Origin of the sequence: Flavobacterium sp. RHBU_24 (assembly GCF_046613695.1) — a bacterium.
Lineage (GTDB): Bacteria > Bacteroidota > Bacteroidia > Flavobacteriales > Flavobacteriaceae > Flavobacterium.
In genome coordinates this window covers 78,366-102,936 of sequence record NZ_JBKJHD010000005.1, presented here as the reverse complement: position 1 = coordinate 102,936, position 24,571 = coordinate 78,366, and the positions used below count along the sequence as shown (strand labels likewise).

The following is a 24,571-nucleotide window of genomic DNA, read 5'->3' as shown; positions in this document are numbered from 1 at the left end:
AAAGCCCGATTTGAAGGCCCGCAGCCCGATATGGAAATCAAATTTGATGTATGCATACTTCAAAAAAATGATTAACTTTGATAGAAACATACGGCCATGAAATCAGAGAAATTAAAAATAAATGTTGCCCAACGCATTCTCGGTTTGTCAGACGATACGCTACTTGAAAAAATAGCCAACCTTTTAGACGAAGAAAACGTTGTAGGTTATGATGCCAGTGGAAACGTTATCTATGAAAAGCAATATATTGAAGACATACATTCCGCACTGCTTGAGTTCAGGGAAGGCGCTATGGAAACTTATACTTCAGAGGAAGTGAAGCGCAAAATTTTAGATAAAGCAAACATTGTTGGTTACGATGCTGAAGGCAAAGCTGTTACACATGGATCGTTTATGGAAGATTTAGATGATACGATACAACAACTTGAAAACGGCACTCTTGAAACGTATACTACTGAAGAAGTAAAACGAATGATTTTTGGTTCATGAAGATACAATGGACTAAAAAAGCTTCTTCAGAATTAATTGCAATAATTGAATACATAAAGAAAGACAGCCCACAAAATGCGGTAATGGTATTTGAAGAAGTTCATAAGTTGGCTGATAGTTTACTGCTTTTTCCCGAAAAATATCCTATTCTATCTTCTGCAGGTAAACCTAATGTTAGGTTTACTGTATTATGGAATATGAAACTCATTTATGTTGTTAGAAAAGATTCAATAACTATATCCCGTGTTTTTGGCACAAGGCAACATCCAGAAAAACCTAACCCTTGAGCGTACACACCCACAATATCACCACTGCCTTAAAAGCCCAATTTGAAGGCCCGCAGCCCGATATGGAGATAGACAACGTGTCTATCGACAGCCGGTCGCTGCAAAACAATTCAGGTACCTTGTTCTTTGCGTTGGGCGGGCAAAACCGCGACGGCCACCAGTTTATCCCCGCGCTTATGGCAAAGGGGGTGCTAAACTTTGTGGTGAGCCAAATCCCAGAAGACGCTAAGGGCAAAGCCAACTTTTACCTGGTGCCCGATACCTTAAAAGCGCTGCAGGACTTTGCGGTATACTATCGCGGGCTGTACAGCTTCCCCGTTATAGGCATTACCGGCAGCAATGGCAAGACCATTGTTAAGGAGTGGCTCAACTACCTGCTGAGCCCTGAATATAACATCATCCGCAGCCCGCGCAGCTACAACTCGCAGGTGGGGGTGGCGCTGAGCGTGATAGGCATTAACGAACACCACGACCTGGGTATTTTTGAGGCGGGTATCTCTACCGTGGGCGAAATGCGAAAGCTGGAACCCATCATCCGCCCTGATATTGGCATACTGACCCATATCGGCGCCGCGCACGATGAGGGCTTTACTTCGCGGGAGCAGAAGATAGCCGAAAAGCTGCAACTGTTTATCCATGTGAAAACGCTTATCCTGCAAAATAATGCTGCCGTAACCGCTTTAGTGGCTGAGCATATAAATACGTTCACCTGGGGATTTGACGATGCTACGGCACACGTAAACATTGCTAAAAAGCTGCAAAACGGGGGCACTACACTTACACTACACTACCGTGGCGATTTTGAAATTCACGTGCCGTTTATTGATAACGCCTCTGTCGAAAATGCCATAAGCTGTATCATGCTCATGCTGCATTTAGACTATAGCACAGAGACGATAGCCGACCGCATTTCCGGACTCTATCCGGTAGAGCTGCGCCTCCAGGTAAAGAACGGCATTAACGGCTGCACGCTGATAGACGACAGTTTTAGCAGCGACTACCAGAGCCTTAAAATAGCGCTCGACTTTTTAGAGCAGCAGAAAACGCACCAGAAAAAAACAGTTATATTATCGGATGTGTTCCAGAGTGGGTTTGATACCAAAGTGCTGTACGGCAAGGTAGCCAAACTGCTTTCCGGGCACAACATCAGCCAGGTGATAGGCATTGGGGAAACGATAAGCCGCGAGCTGGCCAGCTTCCCGAATTTCTATCCTTTTGAAACCACGAAGGACTTCCTGAACCATCCGTTAGCAAGAGGCTTTGAAGACGAAACCCTGCTGATAAAGGGCGCACGCAGTTTCCGGTTTGACGAAATTGTGGTGTTCCTGGAGGAGAAGACGCACGAAACAGTACTGGAGATTAACCTCAATTCCGTTATCCATAACCTCAATTTTTATAAGAGCAGGCTTAAGCCTACGACCAAAGTTATGGTAATGGTAAAAGCCTTTGGCTATGGGGCGGGCAGTTACGAAATTGCCAAGGCGCTGAGTCACGAAAAGGTAGATTACCTGGGTGTTGCCTTTGCCGATGAAGGCATCGCGCTGCGCAACGCGGGCATCAGTACGCCCATAATGGTGATGAACCCCGAGAGCACTACCTTCGCGGCTATGGCGGCGTATAACCTTGAACCGGAAATTTATTCCGCTAAAGAGCTGCGTGCGTTTATCGCTATGGCACAGCAGAAAAACCTGAGCAACTACCCCATACACTTAAAGCTCGATACGGGCATGCACCGCCTGGGCTTCCAGGAAAACCAGCTAAAAGAGCTTACAGATTTGCTGCGGAACAATAACCTTGTTTCGGTTAAAAGTATCTTTTCGCATTTGTCTGCAAGCGATGATTTGCAGTTCCGTGATTTTACGGTGGAGCAGTTCGGCAAGTTTGAGGCATGGTCAAACCAGCTGATGGCCGACCTTAACATACAGCCCATGCGGCACATACTTAACACCTCGGGCATCTACAATTACCCCGAAGCGCAGTACGACATGGTACGCCTGGGCATAGGCCTCTACGGCGTGGGCAACGACGCGACCGAGCGCCAGAGCCTGCAACTTGTGGGTACGCTAAAAACGGTGATACTACAGATAAAAGAAGTCCCCGCCGGAGATAGTGTGGGCTACAGCCGCCGCTTTATGGCGCAGCACACCACCAGCATCGCCACCCTGCCAATAGGTTATGCTGATGGTATTCCGCGTGCATGGGGCAACGGTAACGGCTTTGTAACTATTAACGGGCAAAAGGCCACAATACTGGGTAGCATCTGTATGGATATGCTTATGGTAGACGTTACGGGTATCAGTTGCAAAGAGGGCGACACGGCCATTGTATTTGGCGAAAGCCCCACTGTTGTAGAAATGGCACAGGCGCTGGGCACCATTCCGTACGAGATACTCACCAGTATTTCGCAGCGGGTTAAGCGGGTGTTTTTTAAGGAGTAATTGGCCTCACCCCCGGCCCCTCTCCGAAGGAGAGGGAGCAGCTTCACTCAGGTGTTTACACACGTAGCACGTATCGCATTCCCCTCCTTTTGGAGGGGTGCCCGCAAGGCGGGGTGGTTCACGAATCTAATAAATAACTTTAGAAGATTAACCACCCCTGCTTTCAGCCACCCCTCCGCAGGAGGGGAATAGCTTCACTCAGGTGTTTCATAGACGTAGCACGAGTCTATTCCCCCTACTTTGGAGGGGTGCCCGCAGGGCGGGGTGGGTAACATAATTATCTTTACAAAACGCCTCTTTATGAACAGGGATGTTATAGCACATATAAATGGAAAGCCGATTTATAGTAACTATATCTATAATCTCCCGGCCAATCACGATTTAAAAGATTGGTCAAAAAAATTACGGAAAGCAGGGAATTATCCTGAAGTAGTATTTTGGAAACAAGTTAACAAAAAGCAATTTTACAAGATTGATTTTGACAGGCAGCGCATTATAGGGAATTATATTGTAGATTTTTATATTAAGTCGCTTTGCTTAATAATAGAAATCGACGGCACTGTACATAACGAAAAAGAAGATTACGATAGGAAACGTGACGAATTTTTAATATCGTTGAGATTGAAAGTATACCGGATTTCATATGTAAGGGTTTTACATGACTTGGATAATGTAATGACCGAATTGGAACAGTTCGTCATTGATAATTATAGTGTATAATCCCACCCCGGCTTGCAGCCACCCCTCCGCTGGAGGGGAATTAGCTTCACTCAGGTGTTTCACAGACGTAGCACGTATCCCATTCCCCTCAGCAGGAGGGGAATAGCTTCACTCAGGTGTTTTATACACGTAGCACGTATCGCATTCCCCTCCTTTCGGAGGGGTGCCCGCAGGGCGGGGTGGTTTATAGCCTGGTGATAATTTTGAAATTTACCACCCCGGCTTGCAGCCACCCCTCCGCAGGAGGGGAATAGCTTCACTCAGGTGTGTTACACACGTAGCACGTATCCAATTCCCCTCCTTTCGGAGGGGTGCCCGCAGGGCGGGGTGGTTTATAGCCTGGTGATAATTTTGAAATTTACCCACCCCGGCTTGCAGCCACCCCTCCGCGGGAGGGGAATAGCTTCACTCAGGTGTTTTACACACGTAGCAAGTATTCCATTCCTCTCAGCAGGAGGGGAATAGCTTCACTCATACTTCAAATCAGCGTTTGCGCAGTATCAGTGTCATTAGTGTTCCAATTCTCCGTTAGACAATGGTTAAAACCAAACTAACTAAATAATATTTTCTTATATTTGAAGAAAATATTCAAATATGAGCGATCGGATAAGGGAAAAGCTGAATATACTGGCCGATGCTGCAAAATATGACGTGTCGTGTTCGTCAAGTGGCAGCAAGCGCAAGAACGAAAATGGCGGTATAGGCGATGCCAGCAACGGTATTTGCCATACCTATACCGAAGACGGCCGCTGTGTGTCGCTGCTCAAAATACTGCTTACCAACCATTGTATTTACGATTGTGCCTTTTGTGTATCGCGCAAAAGCAACGATGTAAAACGCGCCGCATTTACGGTAGATGAGGTGGTGGAGCTTACCATGAGCTTTTACCGCCGCAATTATATAGAGGGACTTTTTTTGAGTTCGGGGATTTTTAAGAATGCTGATTTCACCATGGAACGCCTGGTGCGCATTGTAAAACGGCTGCGGCTGGAAGAGCGGTTTAACGGCTATATTCATTTAAAGACGATACCCGGCGCGAGCCCGGAACTGCTTACTGAAGCCGGCCTCTATGCCGACCGTATGAGCATTAACCTGGAGATGCCTACCGAGGCAGGGCTTAAACTATTGGCTCCCGACAAAAGCCACGACGACGTAAAGAAGCCGTTGGGCTTTATTCAAAACGCCATAACCCAATATAAGGACGAGAAGAAAACCGGACTGATAAAAAGCGCGCCCAAGTTTGTGCCTGCCGGCCAAAGCACCCAGATGGTGATAGGCGCCACACCCGAAACCGATATGGAGATTATGTACAGCGCCGACCAGTACTATAAAAACTTTTCGCTTAAGCGGGTGTATTACAGCGGCTATATCCCCATAAGCCACGATACGCGCATGCCGGTTATAGGCAGCCAGCCGCCACTGCTTCGCGAAAACCGCCTGTACCAAACGGACTGGCTCATGCGCTTTTACGGCTTTGGCGTGCAGGAACTGCTCAACCCTAAAAACCCGCACCTGGATGTGGATATCGACCCCAAGCTGAGTTGGGCGCTGCGCAATCTGCACCAGTTTCCCGTAGACATTAATACGGCTGATTATAAAATGATACTGCGCGTGCCGGGCATAGGGGTGGGCTCAGCCAATAAGATTGTACAGGCGCGGAAATTTGGGCGGCTGTACAGTTACCAGCTGCAAAAAATAGGCATTGCCTACAACCGTGCCAAGCACTTTATCCGCTGTGCCGACAGCCCCTACAGCCTTAGCGAACCCGATGCCCCGCAACTGAAAGGGCTGATACTGGCAGAGAGCAACAGCAAGTATTTGAAGACGGCGCAGAACCAACTTTCATTATTTTGAGAGACGGTGAGATGATAGATAATAGATGTGAGACAATAGAAAATAGAACATAAAAAATAGAAAATTTGATAGCTTACGTTTTTGACGGTTCATTTGAGGGACTGCTTACGGCTGTGTTTGACAGTTATGAGCGGAAGGATAAGGCCGTGGATCTAATTTGGGATAAGTACTACCAGCCCGCCATGCTTGAGGAACCCTATACCGTAGTAAGCGACGCGGCTAAAGCCAAACGGGTGTGGACGGCAATGGGCAAAAAGATGGACAAGCGCTGGGAAATTATGTTCTACAAGGCCTACCTAAGCGAAGACCCGCAAACGTTTAAAGACCTGTTTAATTTCGCGCGCTATATTTTTGATAACCCGCCGGGCGCGGAGGCTAATTTTGGCAATCCCTACGTAATGGCCGTCAGTAAGATGGATAAAAGCGTAAACCGCGAAAAGCACCGTATGAAAGCGTTTATCCGGTTCCAGAAAACGGCTGACGGTATGTACTACTGCCCGGTGGCCCCTGATTTTAATGTGCTGCCGCTCATTAGTAAGTTTTTTAAGGACCGCTATGCCGACCAGCAATGGATTATTTACGACATCAAACGTAAGTACGGCCTGTATTACAACCTGAAAACCGTTGAAGAAATTACCTGTGAGTTCGTGGCCAATATCGACACTACAAAAGTTGTGCTGCCTGCTGCACTGCAGGATGAAACGGAGGAACTGGCCTCACTGCTGTGGAAGGATTATTTTAACAGCACTAACATCCCCGCCCGCAAGAACATGAAGCTGCACATAAAACATGTGCCGAAACGGTATTGGAAATATTTAAACGAAAAGGAGGGGAAGAATTAATCCCCTCCCCAGCCCTCCCCGAAAGGGAGGGAGCAGCTTCACTCAGATGTTTTACGTACGTAGCACGTATCCCATTCCCCTCCCTCGGAGGGGTGCCCGTAGGGTGGGGTGGTTCATAAAGCTGATAATTTTTTGAGGTATAACCACCACCCCGGCTTTCAGCCACTCCTCCCAAGGAGGGGAATAAGCTTCACTCGGATGTTTTGACTCTGAGTGAAGCTACCATCAACCATCAACCATCAACCATCACCGCTTTTAACACCCTTTCACACCGCTATAACACCTTTTTCTGTAAACTATAGCTTACTTTTTGTAACTTAGCATAACCAGAAAACAAATTTTAAACTAAAACCCTGAATCATTATGGCTATTTTAAAAGAATTTAAAGAATTTGCGGTAAAAGGCAATGTAATGGACCTGGCCATTGGTGTAATCATCGGTGCTGCTTTTGGGGCCATTGTAAAATCATTGGTTGAAGATATTATTACCCCGCTTATCCTTTCGCCCGTTCTTGAAAAAGCCGGCCTTGAGAATATTAAGGAGCTTACCTGGGGTGCCGGGGTTAAGTACGGTAACTTCCTTAGTAACGTTATATCGTTTATAGTGGTGGCGTTTGTGCTGTTCCTTATTGTAAAGGGCATTAACTCAATCCGTAAGAAGGAGGAAGCCGCTCCTGCCGCGCCGCCTGCACCTACCAATGAAGAAAAACTGCTTATGGAAATACGCGATGCATTACAAAACAAGCCGCGCCTGTAGCATTACCATAATTTTGTTACAATTGTAACATTATGTTATATTAGAAGTTTCCGCTATACTATATATTCTATTATTAACAAAACCGTCCTTAGGGGGCGGTTTTTCTTTGTTATATTTTTGTGCGGGCAAACCGTTTTATAACTACTTTTGGCTCAATATAATTTATTAATAACACTATTATTATGAAAGTTGCTGTTGTAGGCGCTACCGGAATGGTAGGCGAAGTAATGCTTAAAGTACTGGCGGAACGTAATTTCCCGATAACCGAACTCATTCCCGTGGCCTCAGAAAGGTCGGTAGGTAAGGAAGTGGAGTATAAGGGAACCAAGTATAAGGTTGTGGGCCTTGAAACTGCCGTAAGCATGAAGCCGCAAATAGCGCTTTTTTCGGCGGGGGGCAGCACGTCGCTGGAGTGGGCGCCCAAGTTTGCCGAAGCCGGTACTACCGTTATTGATAACTCCAGCGCCTGGAGGATGGACCCCACCAAAAAGCTGGTAGTGCCCGAAATCAACGCGTTTGAGCTTACTGCCGATGATAAAGTGATAGCCAACCCTAACTGCTCTACCATACAAATGGTGCTGGCGCTTAACCCGCTACACAAAAAATATAACATAGAGCGCGTGGTGGTTTCTACCTACCAGAGCGTTACCGGCACGGGCGTTAAGGCCGTAAAACAGCTGGAAAACGAGTACGTCGGCATAGAGGGCGAAATGGCCTATAAGTACCCCATCCACCGTAATGCCATACCGCAAATAGATGTGTTTGAGGCGAATGGCTATACCAAAGAGGAGATGAAAATGGTTAAGGAAACCAAGAAGATAATGGGCGACGACTCCATACGGGTTACGGCTACCACCGTGCGCATCCCTACCGTGGGCGGGCACAGCGAGAGCGTAAACATAGAGTTTAGCCGTGAGTTTGACGTGGCCGAAGTACGCCAGATTTTAGAGAACACGCCGGGCATTACCGTTCAGGATAATATTGATGCCTTTGAATACCCCATGCCGCTGTATGCCGAAGGCAAAGACGATGTTTTTGTGGGCCGCATCCGCCGCGATGAAACCCAGCCCAACACGCTTAATATGTGGATCGTGGCCGACAACCTTCGCAAAGGCGCCGCTACTAACGCCGTGCAGATTGCCGAGTATCTTGTAGCGAAGGGGTTAGTGTAGTTTGCTTTCCATTCCGACGAAGGAGGAATCTCAACGTTTTAATATAGTAAATCCCATCGTAAGGTGGGAGTTTTTTGTTTTGTAGATGGAACGCGTTTTTTCCATTCCGACCGAAGTGGAGGAATCTCTTTTTTTTAATATGAGTGTACATTTGTTACTTGAGATGTCTCCATTCCGCTGCGCTTCAGTCGACATGGAACACGCGGATTATCGCAGATTTTTCAAGGTTTGAGTGAAGCTCATTCCCCTCCTGCGGAGGGGTGCCCGTAGGGTGGGGTGGGTTAGAATTAAAAGTTAAAATTTGTACGTAACCCACCCCGGCTTTCAGCCACCCCGCCGCAGCGGGGGAATGCCACGGTTGCTACTGTACGTGGTAAACACCGTTACTCCTTTACTTTGCGTGTTTTCTTCGGTTTTTCTTTGCTGAACAAATCGGCGGTATACTTTTCATACAGTTCAAATAAAAACTCCATGCGCTTGGCTTCGCTAACAAAAGGCTGCGGGCGGTAGGCAAGGTCTACGGCCTTATCCAGCTCGTTATGGGCTTTTACTAATGCGGGGGGCATGGTAAGCGGATGGTACAGGTCGGCCAGTGAGCTATCAGGAAACATTGCCCGGGTATCTAAAACCTTTTGCGCCGCTTTTTCTATGGCGTTGATGTGTTTGTCTGATGGGTTTTCGGGCCACGGGAAGTTGTTGTAAACGATAGTGTTAGAATATCTAAACCTGCTTTCTAGTCTTCCACAAACATATTTTATCCAGGCTGTATGCATTGTAGAAGTCAAAATGCCGAAATGATAGTTTGTTGCGTTTGGTAAAGCAGTGCAACTGTCATTTACGATAAAATCTTTCGTGTAAAAACCCAAAGGTAGATAACATCTGTTTTCTGATGATGTTCTTGGAATTAAAAGAAAATCATTTCCTGGTTGTCTCGGTTCCGCAAAAAGCGTTGGTGTTTTTGCTGCCTCTCTTGTTTGTGTTTTTGTGCTTGCTAAGCGATATTTTGCAACTTTTTCAATTCGTTGCCTTATCAAAGGTAAATTTCTCAGTTCACTTGGTTCAATATCTTTCAGATATAAAATCCAACGATTTTTACCATTTATAAACTCATCGCCTGAAAGAATATGTCGGAAAAATTTTTCTGCTTTTGGTTCTTGTTCGATGAAGTGTGCTTTTTCTTCATCGTTAAACAAAAAGTTCCCGCCATCAACAATTTTGTTTCCATAAAGCATTTCGGGAACTTTCGAAATTGGTTTTGTTCTTGCCGACAATCCAAAATCTTTTCCCTCAACTAAGTACGGATTAATGTTTTTTACTTCTATTTCTTGGGCTTCACCTTTTATATTCTCATATTCAAAAATTAGTTTTCTATTTGTGTCATAATTTGCATAACCAACAATTACAACATGAACAGCCGCATTTCCTTTCGCCTCGTTACTCCACGAAAATGTTCGATGTGCAAAATGAATTTTGATTTTAAATTGAGCAAAAAGTAAATTCCATAAAGCCCCAACTTGTTCGCCTTGCACTATTGAATTTGTTGAAACGAAAGCAACTTTTGTTTTTGTACCTTGAATAAATTGCGCTGCTTTGAAATACCAGGCCGAAACATAATCAAGAATATTTATCCCTTTACGATTTGCGAACACGAGATTCATGTCTTCTTTTTGTACTTCGTTTTGTAGGTGCTTTCCAATAAAAGGTGGATTACCTATAATGTACGAAAAATTTTTCCATCCCTGCGAGGTGTCGGAATCTTCTTCCTGTTTGATAAGGCTGGCCCAGTCGGTACGCAATGCATTACCATGCACTATGGTAGCAGCTTTCTTTAGCGGCAGCCTGGCAAAATATTGCCCAAACTCGTTGCTTATCAGCATGTTCATCTGGTGGTCCATAAGCCACATGGCTACCTCGGCTATACGCGCGGGGAACTCCTCATACTCTATGCCATACATCATGTCTACATCCAGCCAAATAATATCGGCCACGTTTAAAAAGCCCTGGCCCGTTTTGTTCATGGCACGCAGTAGGTCCATTTCCAGCAGGCGCAGCTCCCTGTATGTAATCACCAGGAAATTGCCGCAGCCACACGCCGGGTCAAGGAATTTCAGTTCGCTTAGCTTTTTATGAAATTCCTGTAGTTTATTTTTATTGCTTTTTATGGTTTCAAATTCCTGCCAAAGCCCGTCAAGAAACAGGGGCTTAATAACTTTAAGGATGTTTTTTTCGCTGGTATAGTGCGCGCCCAGGTTGCGCCGCTCTTTAGGGTTCATTACACTCTGGAACATCGAGCCAAAAATGGCCGGCGATATTTTGCTCCAGTCAAGGTAGCAGCAATCCAGCAGGGCCTGCCGCATTTTACTGTCAAAACTCGCTATGCGCAGGGGCTCTTCAAACAGCTTTCCGTTAACATACGGAAAATCGTTAAGCTGCTCGTCAAGGTTTTTAAAGCGCTTTTCTTTAGGCGTATTCAGCACTTCAAACAGTTCCTGTATCTTGGCGGCAAGGTCGCTGCCGTCTTCGCTGGTGCGCTGGTCTATATAATCCTGAAATTGCTGGCGGTTAAAAATGGTGGTATCTTCGGCAAAAAGGCAAAACAAAATGCGCACCAGGTATACCTCAAGGTTGTGCCCGTCGTAGCCTATGGCCTCCAGCCGGTCGTGCAGCCTGCCCATTAGCTCGGCCGCCTTTATATTTACAGGATCCTGTTCTTTATATACCTGTTTCTGGTAGCCCGCTATAAAGCCAAAGTGTTGTATGTTTTTTACAAGGTCTGTAAGCTTAAACTCGGTTATGGTATCTTCTTCAAGGTCATACAGCCTGAAGCGGGCAAAATCAGATACCAGTATGTACCTGGGCAGTTCGGCATCCTTAAGCCCGGGGAAATATCCTTTTGCCTGGCTGTGCGCCTTATCAAGGTTTTTGCCTCTTGATTTAAATTCAATTAATATAACACCCTTCCAGAGCAGGTCTATAAACCCCTGTTTTCCACCGTCTTTTTTAACGTTAATTTCAAAAGACGCCACACGCCTGCGGGGCACTCCAAATACATTAAAGAAATCGTCCATAAACGATTTTGCCTCAGCTTCTTCGTTAAAGTCGTTTTCCCACTCTTTAGAGAATTTTACAGCCCTCTCCTTAATTTCGTTCCAGCTTATTGTCATCGGTTAGGTTTAATGTTATAAAAGTAACAATTAATTTGGTATATGGTGTATTTGGATGGAGTTGCAGGCGTTTTGATTTTCAGTTCCGAGTGAAGCTATTCCCCTCTTGAGGTATGTCCGCCGCGGCGGATGGGGTGGTTTTTCTTAAAGACGAAAACAATATTTTAATCCACCCCGTTGCGCCGCGGCGAACACCCCTCCGAAGGAGGGGAATGAGCTTCACTCGTGCCGGCGCATTTCAAAATCTTAACCGCTGAACTATGGTATACATTTTGATTTCAATTAAATCAACTTAACCAATTTAATGAATGAAAAAAATAATTACCGTTTTACTACTTTCATTTTTTTACCAGTTATCCGTTGCCCAGCGCAATGACACACAGGCGGGCTTATACAATATAGGGTTGGGTTCGCTAACGGGCGGCATTGGGGCGGTGATTAATAAAAAACCTGACGAAAAGCTGGGTAAAGTATTTGTTAAGGGGTTGTGGCAGGGTGCCCTTGGCGGATATGCTGTTTTTGAGAGCAAGCGCATGGTACGGCTTATTGTACGGAATAGCGAACCCGGCTTTGCATGGCCATCAAAAATTTTAAACGCAGCAGGGACTTCAATGGTCGAAAATGCCGCTGCAAATATCAATTTTTGGGAACGATGGCACGTTAATTATGGCTTCAGCAGGATAGAGTTAAACGTTAAGGACAGGTTTAGTGTGCGCTATAAAGTTATGCCCGTAGCTTTAGTATATACCGTAGGAATAGCGCTGCAAACTAAATTTGAATTGGGCCAGACCTTGCAAACGGGGCATTTTATTTTTTCTTCAAATACTAAACGATGGGCAGATACTAACAGTATTGGCATAGCATATCCGGGTAATATAGTATATAAGCCGGGCGAGCCGGGGTTTAATAATTTACTATCGCATGAAATTATACATTTATATCAATTTAACGATGTTAACGGGTTTAACGCCTATCTGGATAAGCCATATTCATACGTAAGTAAAAATTCCCGGTTCTTTACCACTATAAATAAATGGGTGTACCTTGACCTGAATAACGTTGTACAACAATACCTGTATTTGCTGGCTAATAAAAACAGGATATATTACTATGATAACTTTTATGAACATGAGGCGGGATATTATTCTGACACGTTAGAAGAATTTGCCCCCTACACGCCGTAACCTAAACCCACTGCAAAATTACAACCCAAAACCACAGCCTGTACTGAAGGCAGTTGTTCAGTACTACAGGCTGAAAAAATGCGTATGGGCACGGCGGCTAAAACGGCTGTGGAAAATAGTGGAAGACACTGTGGAAGATGATTTTTTGTGAAATAAGGTGTTAAGTGTTTTATATACAGCGGGTAACGTGTTTTTTTACCTAAATCTATATTTAACCGGTTTGTTCCGCAAAGTGGAATAAAACAGGCCTGTTGTGAAGTATAAAGTGGCACATAAAGTTGCGTCAAGGACAAATTTGAAGGGATGGCTTTTACCCCTCGAATTTTACGGTTGTAATTTTTTGAAAAACGAAACATAATTACGGTTTTTCCTCATTTAACACAGTTATCCTGCGTTTTATGCCTGCATAATACTACAAATTATGTTAAGAAACTATACATTTGGCATATCGTTTCTTAACAGGCCACACTACCTTACCAAAAAAACACAATTATGCTTTGCAAAAATCCATGCTTTTAGAGCGGCACGGTTAACACAATGCATTGATTTATAATTGATTACCAATTCTGATTTTCCCTGTTGCGGGTTTTTGTTGTTTGGTAAAACCCGCGCCATCCCTCCCGGATTTGCAGCCTCACCGCTGTACCCCGGGTTACGGTGGCGGTAAAAAAAAGCCGCTTTTTTTTATCCGGAATGCTACACAAGTATCTCAAGCACAGTGCCTTGCCCCGGCTCTGAACTTACCGTAAACGACCCGCCCAGGGCCTTAATGCGGTCGGCAATGTTTTTAAGGCCTATGCCCTGCTTTTCGGCTTTCGCCTCAAAGCCCTTACCATCATCCCAAATGCGTAGTTTTATGGTCTCGCCCTGCGCCATAAGCGCTATGTTACAGGTAGTTGCGTGGGCGTGTTTCCGGGCATTGGTACTGGCCTCCTGTATGATCCGGAAGATGGCCACACGGGTTTCGGGCGTTACGCCCCCCCAGCTGATGAACTTATCAATATAGAGGTCAAAAACTGGGCCGTTTGGCTGCTGCTGCTTTTCCACCAGGTCTTTTAACGCTGTTGTAAAGCTTTCATTTTCAGCTAAAAAGCTCTCCTTAAGGTCGTGCGAAAGTTTGCGTATTTCTTCGTGTGTATCCTGTAGTTCCTGCACGAGGCGGTTCTTTTTTTCTTCATCCTGCACCCCTAACTGACTGAGGTTAAAGCGGGTAGTAAAAATACGGTTCAGTATGCCGTCGTGCAGTTCCATAGCCAGGCGGTTGCGTTCGTTAATTTTCGCGGCTTCAGCTTCGGCTTCCTGCTGCATGAGCAGGGTATATATCTTCTCGTTGGCCATTTGCTGCTCGCCGGCGTGGCGTAGTTCGCGGTTTTTAGCCCTCAGCCGGATAATAATAACAAGCCCGGTAGTAAAAATGAGCAGTATGGCACAGGCGGCCACTACTATGTTAAAACGCTTGCTCAGGAGCTTATTTTGCTGCTCAATACGCTCAGTTTCATAGGCTATACGGGCAAATTTATTGCGTGTGGCGCGCTCTGCCTGCTGCAGGCTATCGGTAATTTTAAAGTATTCTTTAGAATATTGCCTGTTGTTTTTACGGTCGCACAGCGCAAGCAGCGAAAGGGCGCTTGTAACATCGGTTTCGCTTTTTATGGCTTTTGCAATGGCAAGCGCTTCTTTTATATAACGCAGCCCGGTAAGGGTGTCGTGCTTCATTAGGTAGTATTTGCCTATGTGCATCTGGCTGGATATTACCCCTACTTTAAGGTGCAGGCTGTCGCGAATGGCCTTAGCCTCAAACAGTTTCGCTTTTACAGGTGCGCTCAGGTCGTTTGTTAATACTTTTGCATAAGCCTTGTTGCTTACCAGCATGGCATATATGTGGGGGTATGTTCTGCGTACTTTAGTAAGGGCCAGGCCTTTATTGTAAAAGGATATGGCGGTTGCATACTCCTTTTTATATTCATACATAACGCCCATGTTGTTATATGAGGTTGCCCTTAAATTGCTTACAAGGTTAACATTATATGCTTTGTCTTTCTCCATCTCTTCAATCTGGTCCAGCGAAAGGTGAAAATATTCAAGCGCTTTGTCATAGTTTTTCATGTCGCTCAGCGCCAGCCCCAGCGCCATATAACTGTCGTATATAAGCTCATGGTCGTTCGCCTTCATAAAGAGTTTCAGGGCTTTAACGGCCTGTACTTCGGTTTCTGCATAGCTGCCGTTGTAGTACAGTATGGTGGCAGTGCTTTGTATTGACCGTCCTGCGCTTAGTGTATCATGGGCGGCCATATACTTCTTTTCGGCTTGCAGGAAATGGTACAGGCTGCTATCAGGTTTATTTTCCAGGTCGTAAAAATCGCCCAAAAAATAGTGCGCGTGCGCCATTATTAACGTATCGTTGTATTCCTCAGCCATGCTGTATACGTGCCTTGCAATACGCCCCAGTTTCTTATTATTGCCCGTATTGTAATATCGGGCACCTATTTTACAGATCAATAAACGGTTGATGCTGTCGTTACTGAGGTTTTTAATGTTGGAATACAGGCTGTCCAGCAGCGCCACCCGTTGTTTTGGCTCAAGGCTGTCTGAAGCTTCCAGTTGTTTAATAATGCTTTGGGCTTCCTGTATTTCATGTTTTTTCCGGCACCCAAAAACAAGGCACAAGCAGCACAAAAGGAGCAGGTATTTATAGAAAGTCGCGGGCATTTAAAATTGTTTTTTCAAATGTATGGTTTTTATAAAAATGTGCATACGTTAAAATACTGGTATAGCGTTATTATGGAAAGATATGTACTACATTAAGTAAAAATTTAAGATAAATTATACAGAAATTTACGCGCTCTTTAGTACCTTCGGTAGTATATAAGCCTATTTGACCATTATAATGAACATCCTCCTTGTAGACGACCACCCCTTTACTACAGATGGCTACAAAACGGTAATGCTGAAAAGTTTTGCTGAAAACGTAACTAACATTGCCATTGCCGCTTCGTGCAAAGCTGCTTACGATGCGGTTGCAGCCGCGCGGGATTCTTTCACCCTGGCGGTTATAGACCAGAACCTGCCGGCTTATGACGAAAAAAAACTGCGCAACGGTACCGATATTGCACTACTGCTGCGCAAAACCATGCCTTCATGCAAAATAATAATGATTACCGCGCATACCGAAATACTGGTGCTGTATGACATATTTAAACGGGTAAACCCTGAAGGCTTTGTTACCAAAAGCGAACTTACGCCCGAAAACCTGGGCAACGCAGCCAAAGCAATTACCGGGGGCGATACCTACATTAGCACCACAGTGAGCAACAGTATTACGGAAGTATGGAAAAAGGAACTGATGGTAGATGACACTAACCGGCAGATATTATTTTTTATGGCAAAAGGCTATAAGGCAATGGAACTGGCTAACCTGGTATTCCTATCTGACAGCAGTATACAAAAACGCATTGCCAGCATGAAAAAGGCATTTGGTGTAATAGACAACAGTTCGCTGGTTAAGGAGGCCATACAACAGGGGTTTTTGTAAATTTTAAAAGTTTGATTATTAAATGGCGATTTAGCAGTTAAATATTTAATAATTAAAACTATTTCTGTTTTTATTTCGTTTATATTAGCACAATACTTCAACAGGCAGTAGCGGGCTGACCGAAAATTCCGGATTTCTACCGGCATTGTACCCTGCTGTACATCTATCTCATAACAGAATAGTACTTAAGGTTGTAGCTATTTAGTTATAGATGAATAAACTCAGATTTAAAAACAATCCAAAATCACAATTTTTTGCAACGGTGCGCCAGCGTGTAGATGCTCATTTTGATGAAGGAAACACTACAAGAAACGCCAACCTGCAAATGTGGGTTAAAACCGCGTTTTTCCTTACAGGCTTCTTTTTGCTGTACAGCCTTATTATCTCAAACCAGTTCGGTGTATGGGCCATGCTTTGTATGGCGATGCTACTGGGCATGTTTAGCGCCTTTGTAGGGTTTAATGTATGCCACGATGCCATACACGGGTCGTTTTCATCTAATAAATTTGTAAACAGTGTACTTAGCTCGATATTTAACCTGCTTGGCGCCAGCGCCTATGTGTGGAACATAACCCACAACGCCGTGCACCATACGTTTACTAACATACCCGGGCACGACGAAGATATTGAGATAGCACCTTACCTTATACGCATATCGCCCGATGAGCCGGTGCATAAAATACAGCGTTACCAGCACTGGTATGCATTCCCGCTATACAGCCTTGCGTCAATTTCATGGGCGTTTCGTAAAGATTACAAAAAATTTTACCAGGCTAAGGTGGGCAATACCGTACTAAAGCATTCTTTAACCGATACTATTAAACTGTATTTGTCTAAAGCGGCCTACTACTTTTTGTTTATAGTGCTTCCGTTACTGGTGCTTAACGTTACCTGGTGGCAGTTTATTATAGGTTTCCTTGCCATGCATTTTGCGCAGGGTTTTACCATGGGGCTGGTGTTTCAGCTGGCGCATGTGGTAGAGGGTACTGATTTTCCGGCACCGGGCGAAGACGGCAATATTGAAGAAGCCTGGGCGGTACACCAGATGCGTACCACGGCAAACTTTGCTTCAGACTGCCGCTTTGCCGCCTTCTTTTTAGGGGGGTTAAACAGGCAGGTAGAGCACCATTTGTTCCCCAAAGTATGCCACATACATTACGCCAAAATAGGGCGTATTGTAAAGCAAACCGCCTTAGAATTTAATGTGCCCTATATAGAGAGCCCCACGTTTGCAGCGGCGCTAAAATCGCATTACAGGATTTTGAAAAAGTTTGCTTTGCAGGCGGGGTAGTTTTAGCCTGCGCCTGATAGTTTTTTAAAGGAAAATAACTTGTACGGTTTATAGAACCCCGGAGGGGTGGCAAATTTATGGCAACTATTTGATGAATAGAAGTCAGAGTCCGGAGGGACGGCATATTTACAACATTTATATTCCATCCCTGCGGGACTTTTGAGCCTATCCGGAAATTATTCCCTATAAATATGTCGCTCCTCCGGAGCTGGACACGATCGTAAATTAATATTAAATGCTTTATGAACAGTTATGTTTTAAAAATCTGTCAGGTTTGTTTTTAATATCTAAAGCGTCTCCGCCACTTTATCTATCGCCGCCAGCGTAAAATCTAAATCTTCATACGATAAGGCATCTGTAATAAACCAGGTTTCGTAAGCCGATGGCGCTATGTATACGCCGTTCTCCAGCAATCCGTGGAAGAATTTCTTAAACGTATCGTTATTTCCGTAGCCTGCCGTGGCAAAATCAGTTACCGGCCTTTCGTCAAAATGCACCGATATCATAGAGCCCTTGCGGTTTATGGTATGGGCAATGTTCTTGTTTTCTAATATGTTGCGGATGCCGGTTTCAAGGTAAGCGGTTTTGGCATCAAGCCTGGTAAAAATATCCGCATCAGCATTAAGCGCCTTCAGCATTTCGAGTCCCGCAGCCATAGCCAGTGGGTTTCCGCTTAGCGTACCGGCCTGGTATACGGGGCCTACGGGCGCAAGATAACCCATTATTTCATTACGCGCGGCAAAAGCCCCTACGGGCAATCCACCGCCTATTACTTTGCCAAAGGCCACAATATCGGCTTTAACGTTGTACAACTCCTGGGCGCCGCCCTTTGCGAGGCGGAAACCCGTCATTACTTCGTCAAAAATTAACAGCGTACCGTTGTCATCGCACAATTGGCGCAGGCCCTCTAAAAATCCATCAGCAGGGGGAATGCACCCCATATTACCCGCTACAGGCTCTATTATTATGGCGGCAATTTCGTTAGTATTTGCCGCTAAAATTCCGGCTACATTATCAAGGTCGTTGTAGGTAGCCAGCAGCGTGTCTTTAGCGGTGCCTTGGGTAACGCCGGGGCTGTTAGGGCTGCCAAACGTTACCGCACCACTGCCCGCCTGTATCAAAAACGAGTCGGAATGGCCGTGGTAGCACCCCGCGAATTTTATTATCTTTTCACGGTTGGTATAGCCGCGTGCCAGCCGAATGGCGCTCATACAGGCCTCGGTACCGCTGTTTACAAAACGTATTTTATCAACATTAGGCACCATGCTTATGGCCAGTTCGGCAATCTCGGTTTCCAGTGCGGTAGGCGTACCAAATGAGGTGCCTTTTTTAGCGCGCTCTATAACTGCATCTACCACGGGAGGGTAGGCGTGGCCCAGTATCATAGGCCCCCAGCTGTTAATATAGTCGATATAGCGGTTGCCGTCTTCGTCAAAAAGGTAGGGCCCCTTAGCTTCTTTTATAAAAATGGGTGTACCGCCCACGGCCTTAAAGGCGCGCACGGGCGAATTAACACCGCCGGGTATTACCGCGCTTGCTGCGGCAAAAAGGCGGCTGCTTCTTTCGTATAACATGGTTTTTATCTTACTTTAAGTACTTGCCCTATGCTTATGGCATTGCCCTCAAGGCTGTTAAGGCGTATAAGTTCGTCTACAGTAGTGTTGTGCTTTTTTGATATGGAGTACAGCGTATCGCCCTGGGCCACGGTATAGCTCTGGGCAACTATAGTATCGGGCGGTTGCGGCGAACCGGCCTGCTGTATTGTAGCGGCCGGGGTTATTGTAGCCGGGGCCTTTTCGGCAGGTGTTGTTACGGTAACGGTTGTGCCCGGGGCAACAACCTTAGGTGTTTTTACCTGCGCCGGAAGTTTTTCGGCTTCCACCAGGGCAGGCTGGTCTTTTACAATTACCGGTTTTGGTTTTACTTTTCCGCCCAGTACTTCCTGGTCGTATTGTGCCAGCTCAAAACGCTCTATCAGGCCGATTAGTTTTTCCGGGTATTTTGGGTCAGTGGCGTAGCCTGCTGCCCTCAGGCCTTTTGCCCAGCTTTCATAGTCGTCTTTATCAAGCTTAAAAAGTTCGGCATAGCGGCTGCGCCCGGTAAGGAACACCGCGTGGTCTTCAAAAGAGCCTGCCGCGGTAGGGTATTTACGGAAACATTCCTGCGCTGTATCGTCGTCGTGGTACACCTTATCGCCTGTCCAGTCGTTATGGCATTTGATGCCAAAATGGTTGTTAGCGTTCACGGCAAGGTCGCCATAGCCCGCGCCGCTTTCCAGTATGCCCTGCGCCAGTATGATAGAGGCAGGTATACCGTGCTTTTTCATATTGGTTTGCGCAATACCTTTATAATTATCTACATATTGCTTAACCTGCTCGCTGTATACGGTGGTTTTAGAGGTAGCTACCAGTGTTACCGACTCTTTTTCCTTTGTTGTTTTAGCCTTGGTAGTGGTTTTAGGTTTCCGCGAATGGGCCGCGTATGCCTTTTCGCGTTGGGCCTTTTTACGGTCGTTGTCTGCTTTGGTGGTTTGTATGTGCGGCTTGCTTGTTCCGCAGGCCGCGAGGCTAATTAAAACTATAAAAGCTGCGATCTTTTTAATCATTCGTCAGTGTTTTTATCGTAGGTAAATTCTTTTTTATGAGTTGTGCATTCATGCCCGCTATCCCTTGCAATCCCCCGGTATGTATGAGCAATATCGAAGAATCGGGCGCAAAAAATCCGTTCTCAATTAAATCTATAACGCCAAAAACCATCTTCGCCGTATACACCGGATCAAGCGGAATAGCGGTTTTTTCAGCAAAATCGTTCATAAACTGTATTAGCTCCGTCGTTACTTTTCCGTACCCGCCAAAATGGTACTCTTCAATCAGCCGCCAGTTACCGCTTTTTGCAAAGGTAAGGATATCATCCTGTAAATGGGCATTTTTTAACGCCGGGAAGCCCAGTACCTGCTGGCCCTCTGCCGCCGAATTTATAAGCCCCGAAATTGTTCCGCCCGTACCTACTGCGCAGCACACATGTGTAAAACAGGCATCTTCTTCCGTTAAAATCTCCTCACAGCCTTTAACGGCCAGGGTATTAGTACCGCCTTCGGGCACTATATAGCAGTCGCCAAATTCTGCCTCCAATGCTGCCAGAAACGCTGCCCCGGTTTTATTGCGGTAGGCTTCGCGTGTTACAAATTTAAACGTCATGCCGCAAACTGCTGCAAACGAAAGCGTTGGGTTATCACCAATTTTATCAACCAGCTCATCACCCCTAATGATGCCGATGGTTTTAAAGCCATACTCCTTTCCGGCCGCGGCTGTAGCCGCTATGTGGTTACTGTAGGCCCCGCCAAAGGTAAGCAGCGCGGTTTTGCGCAGGCGCTGCGCTTCCTGTATATTGTACTTAAGCTTTCGGAACTTATTGCCCGAAATATGTGGGTGCAGCAGGTCTTCCCGTTTTATGGTAACGGTAATGTTGTGGGGGAAGAGTAGGGGTAGGGGGTGGTTCATTTAGTTAATGGGCAGAGGTTGTTATGAGCGGTAAAACGGTTCCTGGCTTAGGAAATAATTATCAATACCTTCTCCTGATGATGATAATTTTACGATGTCAATAAATTCCTCAGGTTTTAGTGATTGTTTTGCTATGAAACCAGTTTCGCTAAAAACTTCGCTTTTATCACCGGAAATGTCCAGTGCAAAAATATAGTGGGGCGGCTCATTACTTTCCGGGTAGTGTATCCATGCGATGTAGGCAGCTTTAACCGTAGGCCTTTCTTTGTAAAGGCGGCAAAGATTATTAACAATATCATGCGGGTACACCGCAGGCTGGCCAATCCGAACCTGGGTATCCTTTTCCATTACCATTTGCTTATGGCTTCCTAATATAGTACCATCCAGTATCCGTTTTACTTCTGCGGGCAGCAGTTCTTTGCCAAAGTCAGAATAAGGGTTTAGCAAAATGGTTGCACCGCCAATAATTTTCAGGAGGTCGGTAGCGTTCATCTCCATAAAACGTACCCGTTCTTTTATAATATTTTTGTCCATTATACGCCCCGGGCTGGTAAAAACAGGAATACGCCCGTCTGCATAGGAGTATATTCCTACTATCGTAGCTTCCCTCAGCACCTTTTCACCTTCCTGGTATGGCTCGTCTCCGGACGTAATAACCGTCAGTTTATTTGCGATTAGTTCTTTATAAAATGCGGCTCTATAAGCTACATCACCCGAAGCTTTTTTCATGATTTCCTCAAATGGCGTAAGGGGATGTTCTTGCGGAGGGTTTTTCTTTTTAAAAAAATCAAATAGTCCCATGAAGTCTAATTATTACAACCAAATAACGGTAATAATAGTTAAATCTGCAACCGAATTATAAAGATTGCTGCAATAGAATCCCGCGCAACGCAACTTTTTCGTAATTAGTATAACCGATTATATTTTTTAGTAATTTTGTAGGATTAATTAAGAATGAAGATGGAAGATGCGCAACTCATAAAAGGGCCCTTTATAGCCCGTATAGCGTTCCACAAGGTTTTAGAAAAACTGGAAGAGATTGCCGAAAATGATGTAGATTACCGTGCTGATTATGCAAGGGCCCTGCTTAAACACGCCGCTGCTTCACCCGAACTCAGGGATGGTATTGATGACATAACCCAGATAGAAAAACACGCCCCGCTGATACGCAACCTCCTGGCCGACCTGTTTCCTACGGCGCTTACCAACAACGAGATTAAAGCGGCTACCATACCCTTTTTTAACCTTACCTTTAACCATACCGCGCGTTTCCAGAACATACTGAGCGCCGCAGGCACCGATTTTGACATAAACATCCGTAATATGGATGAGCACCAGTTTTATGTATTTTGCTGCTGCCTGGTGCTTAATTCGTATTACGGCTACCATTTCGATTTTAATAAGCCCTTATTTTACGATATCCCCGATGCCGGAGGTATTATGCACCACTACCGCATTTTGTATAACGGCGACTTTATGGAAATAATCCCTACCGACAAGGCTAAGGAAATCACCCCGGAAGAGGTAGAGGTACTTATGGACAACTTTGACGACCTGGCACTCTGGAAAGAAAAATTCCCCGAAGAGAGCTGGCTTGTAAAAGGTTTTGGCATGGTAACGTTATATGATGCCACTACAGAGAGCGCCATATCTAACCTTAAGAGCAACCTGCTCATCAGCGAGGAATTTGACGAACTTACCAAGGATAATGTAGAAGGCATATTCCGATCCATATATAAGATTGCCGACCTGCGCATAGGCTTTACCGAAGTAAACACGGAGGATAACCAGTTCCGCATGGCACCGTTTGCCGATATTAAAAGCCACATCCTGAAGGACGTTAACGAGATGGACTGCGGTGCCATGTTTTGCAGTGATTCGCTCGACGAAATATTGCACGATAAAAAGTACCTTATAGTAAGCGATGTAGAAAAATTTCTTGAAGAAAACCCCGAAGATGCCGAGCTGGCACACCACCTGCTTGCCCAGGATATAAAAAGCTGTATACTGGCCCCAATAATAAAAAACGAGCGTTTTTATGGGTTTATAGAACTGGTATCGTCCCGGCCAAAAGAGCTTAACAGTATTAATGCCAATAAGCTGGACTACATACTGCCATTTCTTACCGATACGGTAGAGCGTTACTACGGCGAGCTGCAAAACGAGATAGATGCCATAATACAAAACGAATATACCGCTATTCACCACAGTGTGTATTGGAAATTCAGGGAAGAAGCCATGGCGCACCTGCGGCAGCAGAAAAATTCGCAAAACTTTAAAGAGATTGTGTTTAAAGAGGTGTATCCGCTGTACGGGCAGATAGACGTAAAAGGCAGCAGTACCGCCCGTAACCAGAGCACCGAAAAAGATTTGGTGTTACAGATACAAAAGCTGCTAAGGCTTTTCCGCTTTATATTTGACGAAGAGCAGCTGCCGCTGATAGAGCAGCACATTTATGAGCTTGAAAGCGTAGAGGATAAGCTGCGCGACGCGCTTAAGGCCGACACCGAATCTAACATCCAAAACTACATTATTACCGAAGTGCACCCGGTACTACAGCATTTTGATACTGCTAACAACGCCATACATACCCGTATTAAAGAGTACTTTAATTCGCTGGATACAAAGGTAAAAATGGTATACGACAGCCGTAAGGATTTTGACGATACCCTTTCGGCCATCAACAAGCAAATGGCTGCCCTGCTGGATGAAAAGCAGAAGGATGCACAAAAGTTTTTCCCGCACTATTATGAGCGCTTTAAAACCGATGGCGTAGAGCATAACCTGTATATAGGCGCCAGCATATCGCCTAAGCACCAGTACAATCCGCTGTACCTTAATAACCTTAGGCTGTGGCAGTTGCAGGTAATGTGCGAAATGGAAAACGAGTATTACCGCATTAAGCCCACACTGCCGTATGAGCTTGATGTAACCTCTATGATACTGGTATTCAGTTCGCCCATATCCATCCGTTTCCGTATGGATGAGAAGCGTTTTGATGTAGACGGTACCTATAATGCGCGATATGAGGTGGTTAAAAAGCGTATAGACAAAAGCAATATAAAAGGCACAAACGAGCGCATTACCCAAAAAGGGAAGATAACCATAGTATACAGCCAGAAAAAAGAAGAGCAGGAGTACAGGCGCTACATACAGTTCCTGCAACACAAGCACCTGCTGGGCAACGTAATAGAAACCTTTGATGTAGAAGACCTTCAGGGCGTTACCGGCCTTAAGGCACTGCGGGTGGCTATAAACTACAAAACCAGCCAGAAGAAAGAGGGCGCCTATACCTATGAAGATTTACTGCACGAACTGCAACAGCAGAAGTAAAATGGCCTC

General features: G+C 45.3%; 19 protein-coding genes. 12 read left to right on the top strand and 7 right to left on the bottom strand.

Annotation, left to right across the window (positions count from 1 at the left end; translation table 11 throughout):
* Positions 1-96 precede the first annotated feature (96 nt).
* The 8 genes from ACLI09_RS07215 (at position 97) to ACLI09_RS07180 (ending at position 8,558) form a co-directional block, all read left to right on the top strand.
* The gene (locus ACLI09_RS07215) at positions 97-489 is read left to right on the top strand and encodes a hypothetical protein (RefSeq protein WP_411418926.1); all 393 of its coding nucleotides are present in this window, start codon (positions 97-99) and stop codon (positions 487-489) included.
* A complete protein-coding gene (locus ACLI09_RS07210) occupies positions 486-776 on the top strand; it encodes a type II toxin-antitoxin system RelE/ParE family toxin (protein WP_411418925.1) in 291 nt (96 codons plus the stop codon). The genes ACLI09_RS07215 and ACLI09_RS07210 overlap by 4 nt, the downstream gene beginning before the upstream one ends.
* The gene (locus ACLI09_RS07205; RefSeq protein ID WP_411418924.1) at positions 773-3,214 is read left to right on the top strand and encodes a bifunctional UDP-N-acetylmuramoyl-tripeptide:D-alanyl-D-alanine ligase/alanine racemase; all 2,442 of its coding nucleotides are present in this window, start codon (positions 773-775) and stop codon (positions 3,212-3,214) included. Before ACLI09_RS07210 ends, ACLI09_RS07205 begins: the two co-directional genes overlap by 4 nt.
* 300 nt (positions 3,215-3,514) lie before the next feature.
* Complete coding sequence (locus tag ACLI09_RS07200) at positions 3,515-3,934, top strand: endonuclease domain-containing protein (RefSeq protein ID WP_411418923.1); 420 nt, start codon at positions 3,515-3,517, stop codon at positions 3,932-3,934.
* 594 nt (positions 3,935-4,528) lie between these two features.
* Positions 4,529-5,788 (top strand): putative DNA modification/repair radical SAM protein, encoded by a 1,260-nt coding sequence (locus ACLI09_RS07195; protein ID WP_411418922.1) that lies wholly within the window; start codon positions 4,529-4,531, stop codon positions 5,786-5,788.
* Between the two features lie 65 nt (positions 5,789-5,853).
* Positions 5,854-6,630: a TIGR03915 family putative DNA repair protein gene (locus ACLI09_RS07190; protein WP_411418921.1), complete on the top strand. Its 777-nt coding sequence runs from the start codon at positions 5,854-5,856 to the stop codon at positions 6,628-6,630.
* Positions 6,631-6,993: 363 nt separating this feature from the next.
* Complete coding sequence (gene mscL, locus ACLI09_RS07185) at positions 6,994-7,386, top strand: large conductance mechanosensitive channel protein MscL (RefSeq protein WP_411418920.1); 393 nt, start codon at positions 6,994-6,996, stop codon at positions 7,384-7,386.
* A gap of 182 nt (positions 7,387-7,568) precedes the next feature.
* Positions 7,569-8,558, top strand: coding sequence for an aspartate-semialdehyde dehydrogenase (locus ACLI09_RS07180; protein WP_411418919.1), 990 nt, complete (start codon positions 7,569-7,571; stop codon positions 8,556-8,558).
* Between the two features lie 383 nt (positions 8,559-8,941).
* Here ACLI09_RS07180 and ACLI09_RS07175 read toward each other — a convergent pair whose 3' ends face one another.
* The gene (locus tag ACLI09_RS07175) at positions 8,942-11,722 is read right to left on the bottom strand and encodes a class I SAM-dependent DNA methyltransferase (protein WP_411418918.1); all 2,781 of its coding nucleotides are present in this window, start codon (positions 11,720-11,722) and stop codon (positions 8,942-8,944) included.
* A gap of 308 nt (positions 11,723-12,030) precedes the next feature.
* Here ACLI09_RS07175 and ACLI09_RS07170 point away from each other — a divergent pair, with 308 nt between their 5' ends.
* Positions 12,031-12,906, top strand: coding sequence for a hypothetical protein (locus tag ACLI09_RS07170; protein WP_411418917.1), 876 nt, complete (start codon positions 12,031-12,033; stop codon positions 12,904-12,906).
* Here the strand turns inward: ACLI09_RS07170 and ACLI09_RS07165 are convergent.
* A complete protein-coding gene (locus ACLI09_RS07165) occupies positions 12,894-13,262 on the bottom strand; it encodes a hypothetical protein (RefSeq protein WP_411418916.1) in 369 nt (122 codons plus the stop codon). The genes ACLI09_RS07170 and ACLI09_RS07165 overlap by 13 nt on opposite strands.
* Before the next feature lie 340 nt (positions 13,263-13,602).
* A complete protein-coding gene (locus ACLI09_RS07160; protein WP_411418915.1) occupies positions 13,603-15,615 on the bottom strand; it encodes a sensor histidine kinase in 2,013 nt (670 codons plus the stop codon).
* Positions 15,616-15,793: 178 nt separating this feature from the next.
* Here ACLI09_RS07160 and ACLI09_RS07155 point away from each other — a divergent pair, with 178 nt between their 5' ends.
* Both ACLI09_RS07155 and ACLI09_RS07150 read left to right on the top strand, forming a co-directional pair.
* Positions 15,794-16,438, top strand: a complete 645-nt coding sequence (locus ACLI09_RS07155) for a response regulator (protein ID WP_411418914.1) — start codon at positions 15,794-15,796, stop codon at positions 16,436-16,438.
* A 211-nt stretch (positions 16,439-16,649) separates the two neighbouring features.
* Positions 16,650-17,729, top strand: a complete 1,080-nt coding sequence (locus ACLI09_RS07150; RefSeq protein WP_411418913.1) for a fatty acid desaturase family protein — start codon at positions 16,650-16,652, stop codon at positions 17,727-17,729.
* A gap of 287 nt (positions 17,730-18,016) precedes the next feature.
* On the opposite strand, the gene hemL is transcribed toward ACLI09_RS07150, so the two are convergent.
* Genes hemL through ACLI09_RS07130 form a run of 4 tightly spaced genes read right to left on the bottom strand, consistent with a single transcriptional unit; the run spans position 18,017 to position 22,030 of the window.
* Positions 18,017-19,303 carry a glutamate-1-semialdehyde 2,1-aminomutase gene (gene hemL / locus ACLI09_RS07145; RefSeq protein WP_411418912.1) on the bottom strand — a complete coding sequence of 429 codons (1,287 nt, stop codon included), beginning with the start codon at positions 19,301-19,303 and terminating at the stop codon, positions 18,017-18,019.
* A 5-nt stretch (positions 19,304-19,308) separates the two neighbouring features.
* Positions 19,309-20,334: a glucosaminidase domain-containing protein gene (locus tag ACLI09_RS07140; protein WP_411418911.1), complete on the bottom strand. Its 1,026-nt coding sequence runs from the start codon at positions 20,332-20,334 to the stop codon at positions 19,309-19,311.
* Positions 20,327-21,229 (bottom strand): 1-aminocyclopropane-1-carboxylate deaminase/D-cysteine desulfhydrase, encoded by a 903-nt coding sequence (locus ACLI09_RS07135; RefSeq protein WP_411418910.1) that lies wholly within the window; start codon positions 21,227-21,229, stop codon positions 20,327-20,329. Before ACLI09_RS07135 ends, ACLI09_RS07140 begins: the two co-directional genes overlap by 8 nt.
* Before the next feature lie 21 nt (positions 21,230-21,250).
* Positions 21,251-22,030, bottom strand: coding sequence for an enhanced serine sensitivity protein SseB C-terminal domain-containing protein (locus tag ACLI09_RS07130; RefSeq protein ID WP_411418909.1), 780 nt, complete (start codon positions 22,028-22,030; stop codon positions 21,251-21,253).
* A gap of 153 nt (positions 22,031-22,183) precedes the next feature.
* Here ACLI09_RS07130 and ACLI09_RS07125 point away from each other — a divergent pair, with 153 nt between their 5' ends.
* Positions 22,184-24,562 (top strand): GAF domain-containing protein, encoded by a 2,379-nt coding sequence (locus ACLI09_RS07125; RefSeq protein ID WP_411418908.1) that lies wholly within the window; start codon positions 22,184-22,186, stop codon positions 24,560-24,562.
* The last annotated feature ends 9 nt before the right edge of the window (positions 24,563-24,571 follow it).

What these genes read in the sequence shown, in the direction of transcription:
- ACLI09_RS07210 (WP_411418925.1), top strand. Translation starts at nt 486, where the DNA reads ATGAAGATACAATGGACTAAAAAAGCTTCTTCAGAATTAATTGCAATA.
- ACLI09_RS07195 (WP_411418922.1), top strand. Translation starts at nt 4,529, where the DNA reads ATGAGCGATCGGATAAGGGAAAAGCTGAATATACTGGCCGATGCTGCA.
- ACLI09_RS07200 (WP_411418923.1), top strand. Translation starts at nt 3,515, where the DNA reads ATGAACAGGGATGTTATAGCACATATAAATGGAAAGCCGATTTATAGT.
- ACLI09_RS07130 (WP_411418909.1), bottom strand. Translation starts at nt 22,030, where the DNA reads ATGGGACTATTTGATTTTTTTAAAAAGAAAAACCCTCCGCAAGAACAT.
- ACLI09_RS07125 (WP_411418908.1), top strand. Translation starts at nt 22,184, where the DNA reads ATGAAGATGGAAGATGCGCAACTCATAAAAGGGCCCTTTATAGCCCGT.
- ACLI09_RS07135 (WP_411418910.1), bottom strand. Translation starts at nt 21,229, where the DNA reads ATGAACCACCCCCTACCCCTACTCTTCCCCCACAACATTACCGTTACC.
- ACLI09_RS07180 (WP_411418919.1), top strand. Translation starts at nt 7,569, where the DNA reads ATGAAAGTTGCTGTTGTAGGCGCTACCGGAATGGTAGGCGAAGTAATG.
- mscL (WP_411418920.1), top strand. Translation starts at nt 6,994, where the DNA reads ATGGCTATTTTAAAAGAATTTAAAGAATTTGCGGTAAAAGGCAATGTA.
- ACLI09_RS07160 (WP_411418915.1), bottom strand. Translation starts at nt 15,615, where the DNA reads ATGCCCGCGACTTTCTATAAATACCTGCTCCTTTTGTGCTGCTTGTGC.
- ACLI09_RS07215 (WP_411418926.1), top strand. Translation starts at nt 97, where the DNA reads ATGAAATCAGAGAAATTAAAAATAAATGTTGCCCAACGCATTCTCGGT.
- ACLI09_RS07150 (WP_411418913.1), top strand. Translation starts at nt 16,650, where the DNA reads ATGAATAAACTCAGATTTAAAAACAATCCAAAATCACAATTTTTTGCA.
- ACLI09_RS07170 (WP_411418917.1), top strand. Translation starts at nt 12,031, where the DNA reads ATGAAAAAAATAATTACCGTTTTACTACTTTCATTTTTTTACCAGTTA.
- ACLI09_RS07140 (WP_411418911.1), bottom strand. Translation starts at nt 20,334, where the DNA reads ATGATTAAAAAGATCGCAGCTTTTATAGTTTTAATTAGCCTCGCGGCC.
- ACLI09_RS07165 (WP_411418916.1), bottom strand. Translation starts at nt 13,262, where the DNA reads ATGTTTCGTTTTTCAAAAAATTACAACCGTAAAATTCGAGGGGTAAAA.
- ACLI09_RS07155 (WP_411418914.1), top strand. Translation starts at nt 15,794, where the DNA reads ATGAACATCCTCCTTGTAGACGACCACCCCTTTACTACAGATGGCTAC.
- ACLI09_RS07175 (WP_411418918.1), bottom strand. Translation starts at nt 11,722, where the DNA reads ATGACAATAAGCTGGAACGAAATTAAGGAGAGGGCTGTAAAATTCTCT.
- hemL (WP_411418912.1), bottom strand. Translation starts at nt 19,303, where the DNA reads ATGTTATACGAAAGAAGCAGCCGCCTTTTTGCCGCAGCAAGCGCGGTA.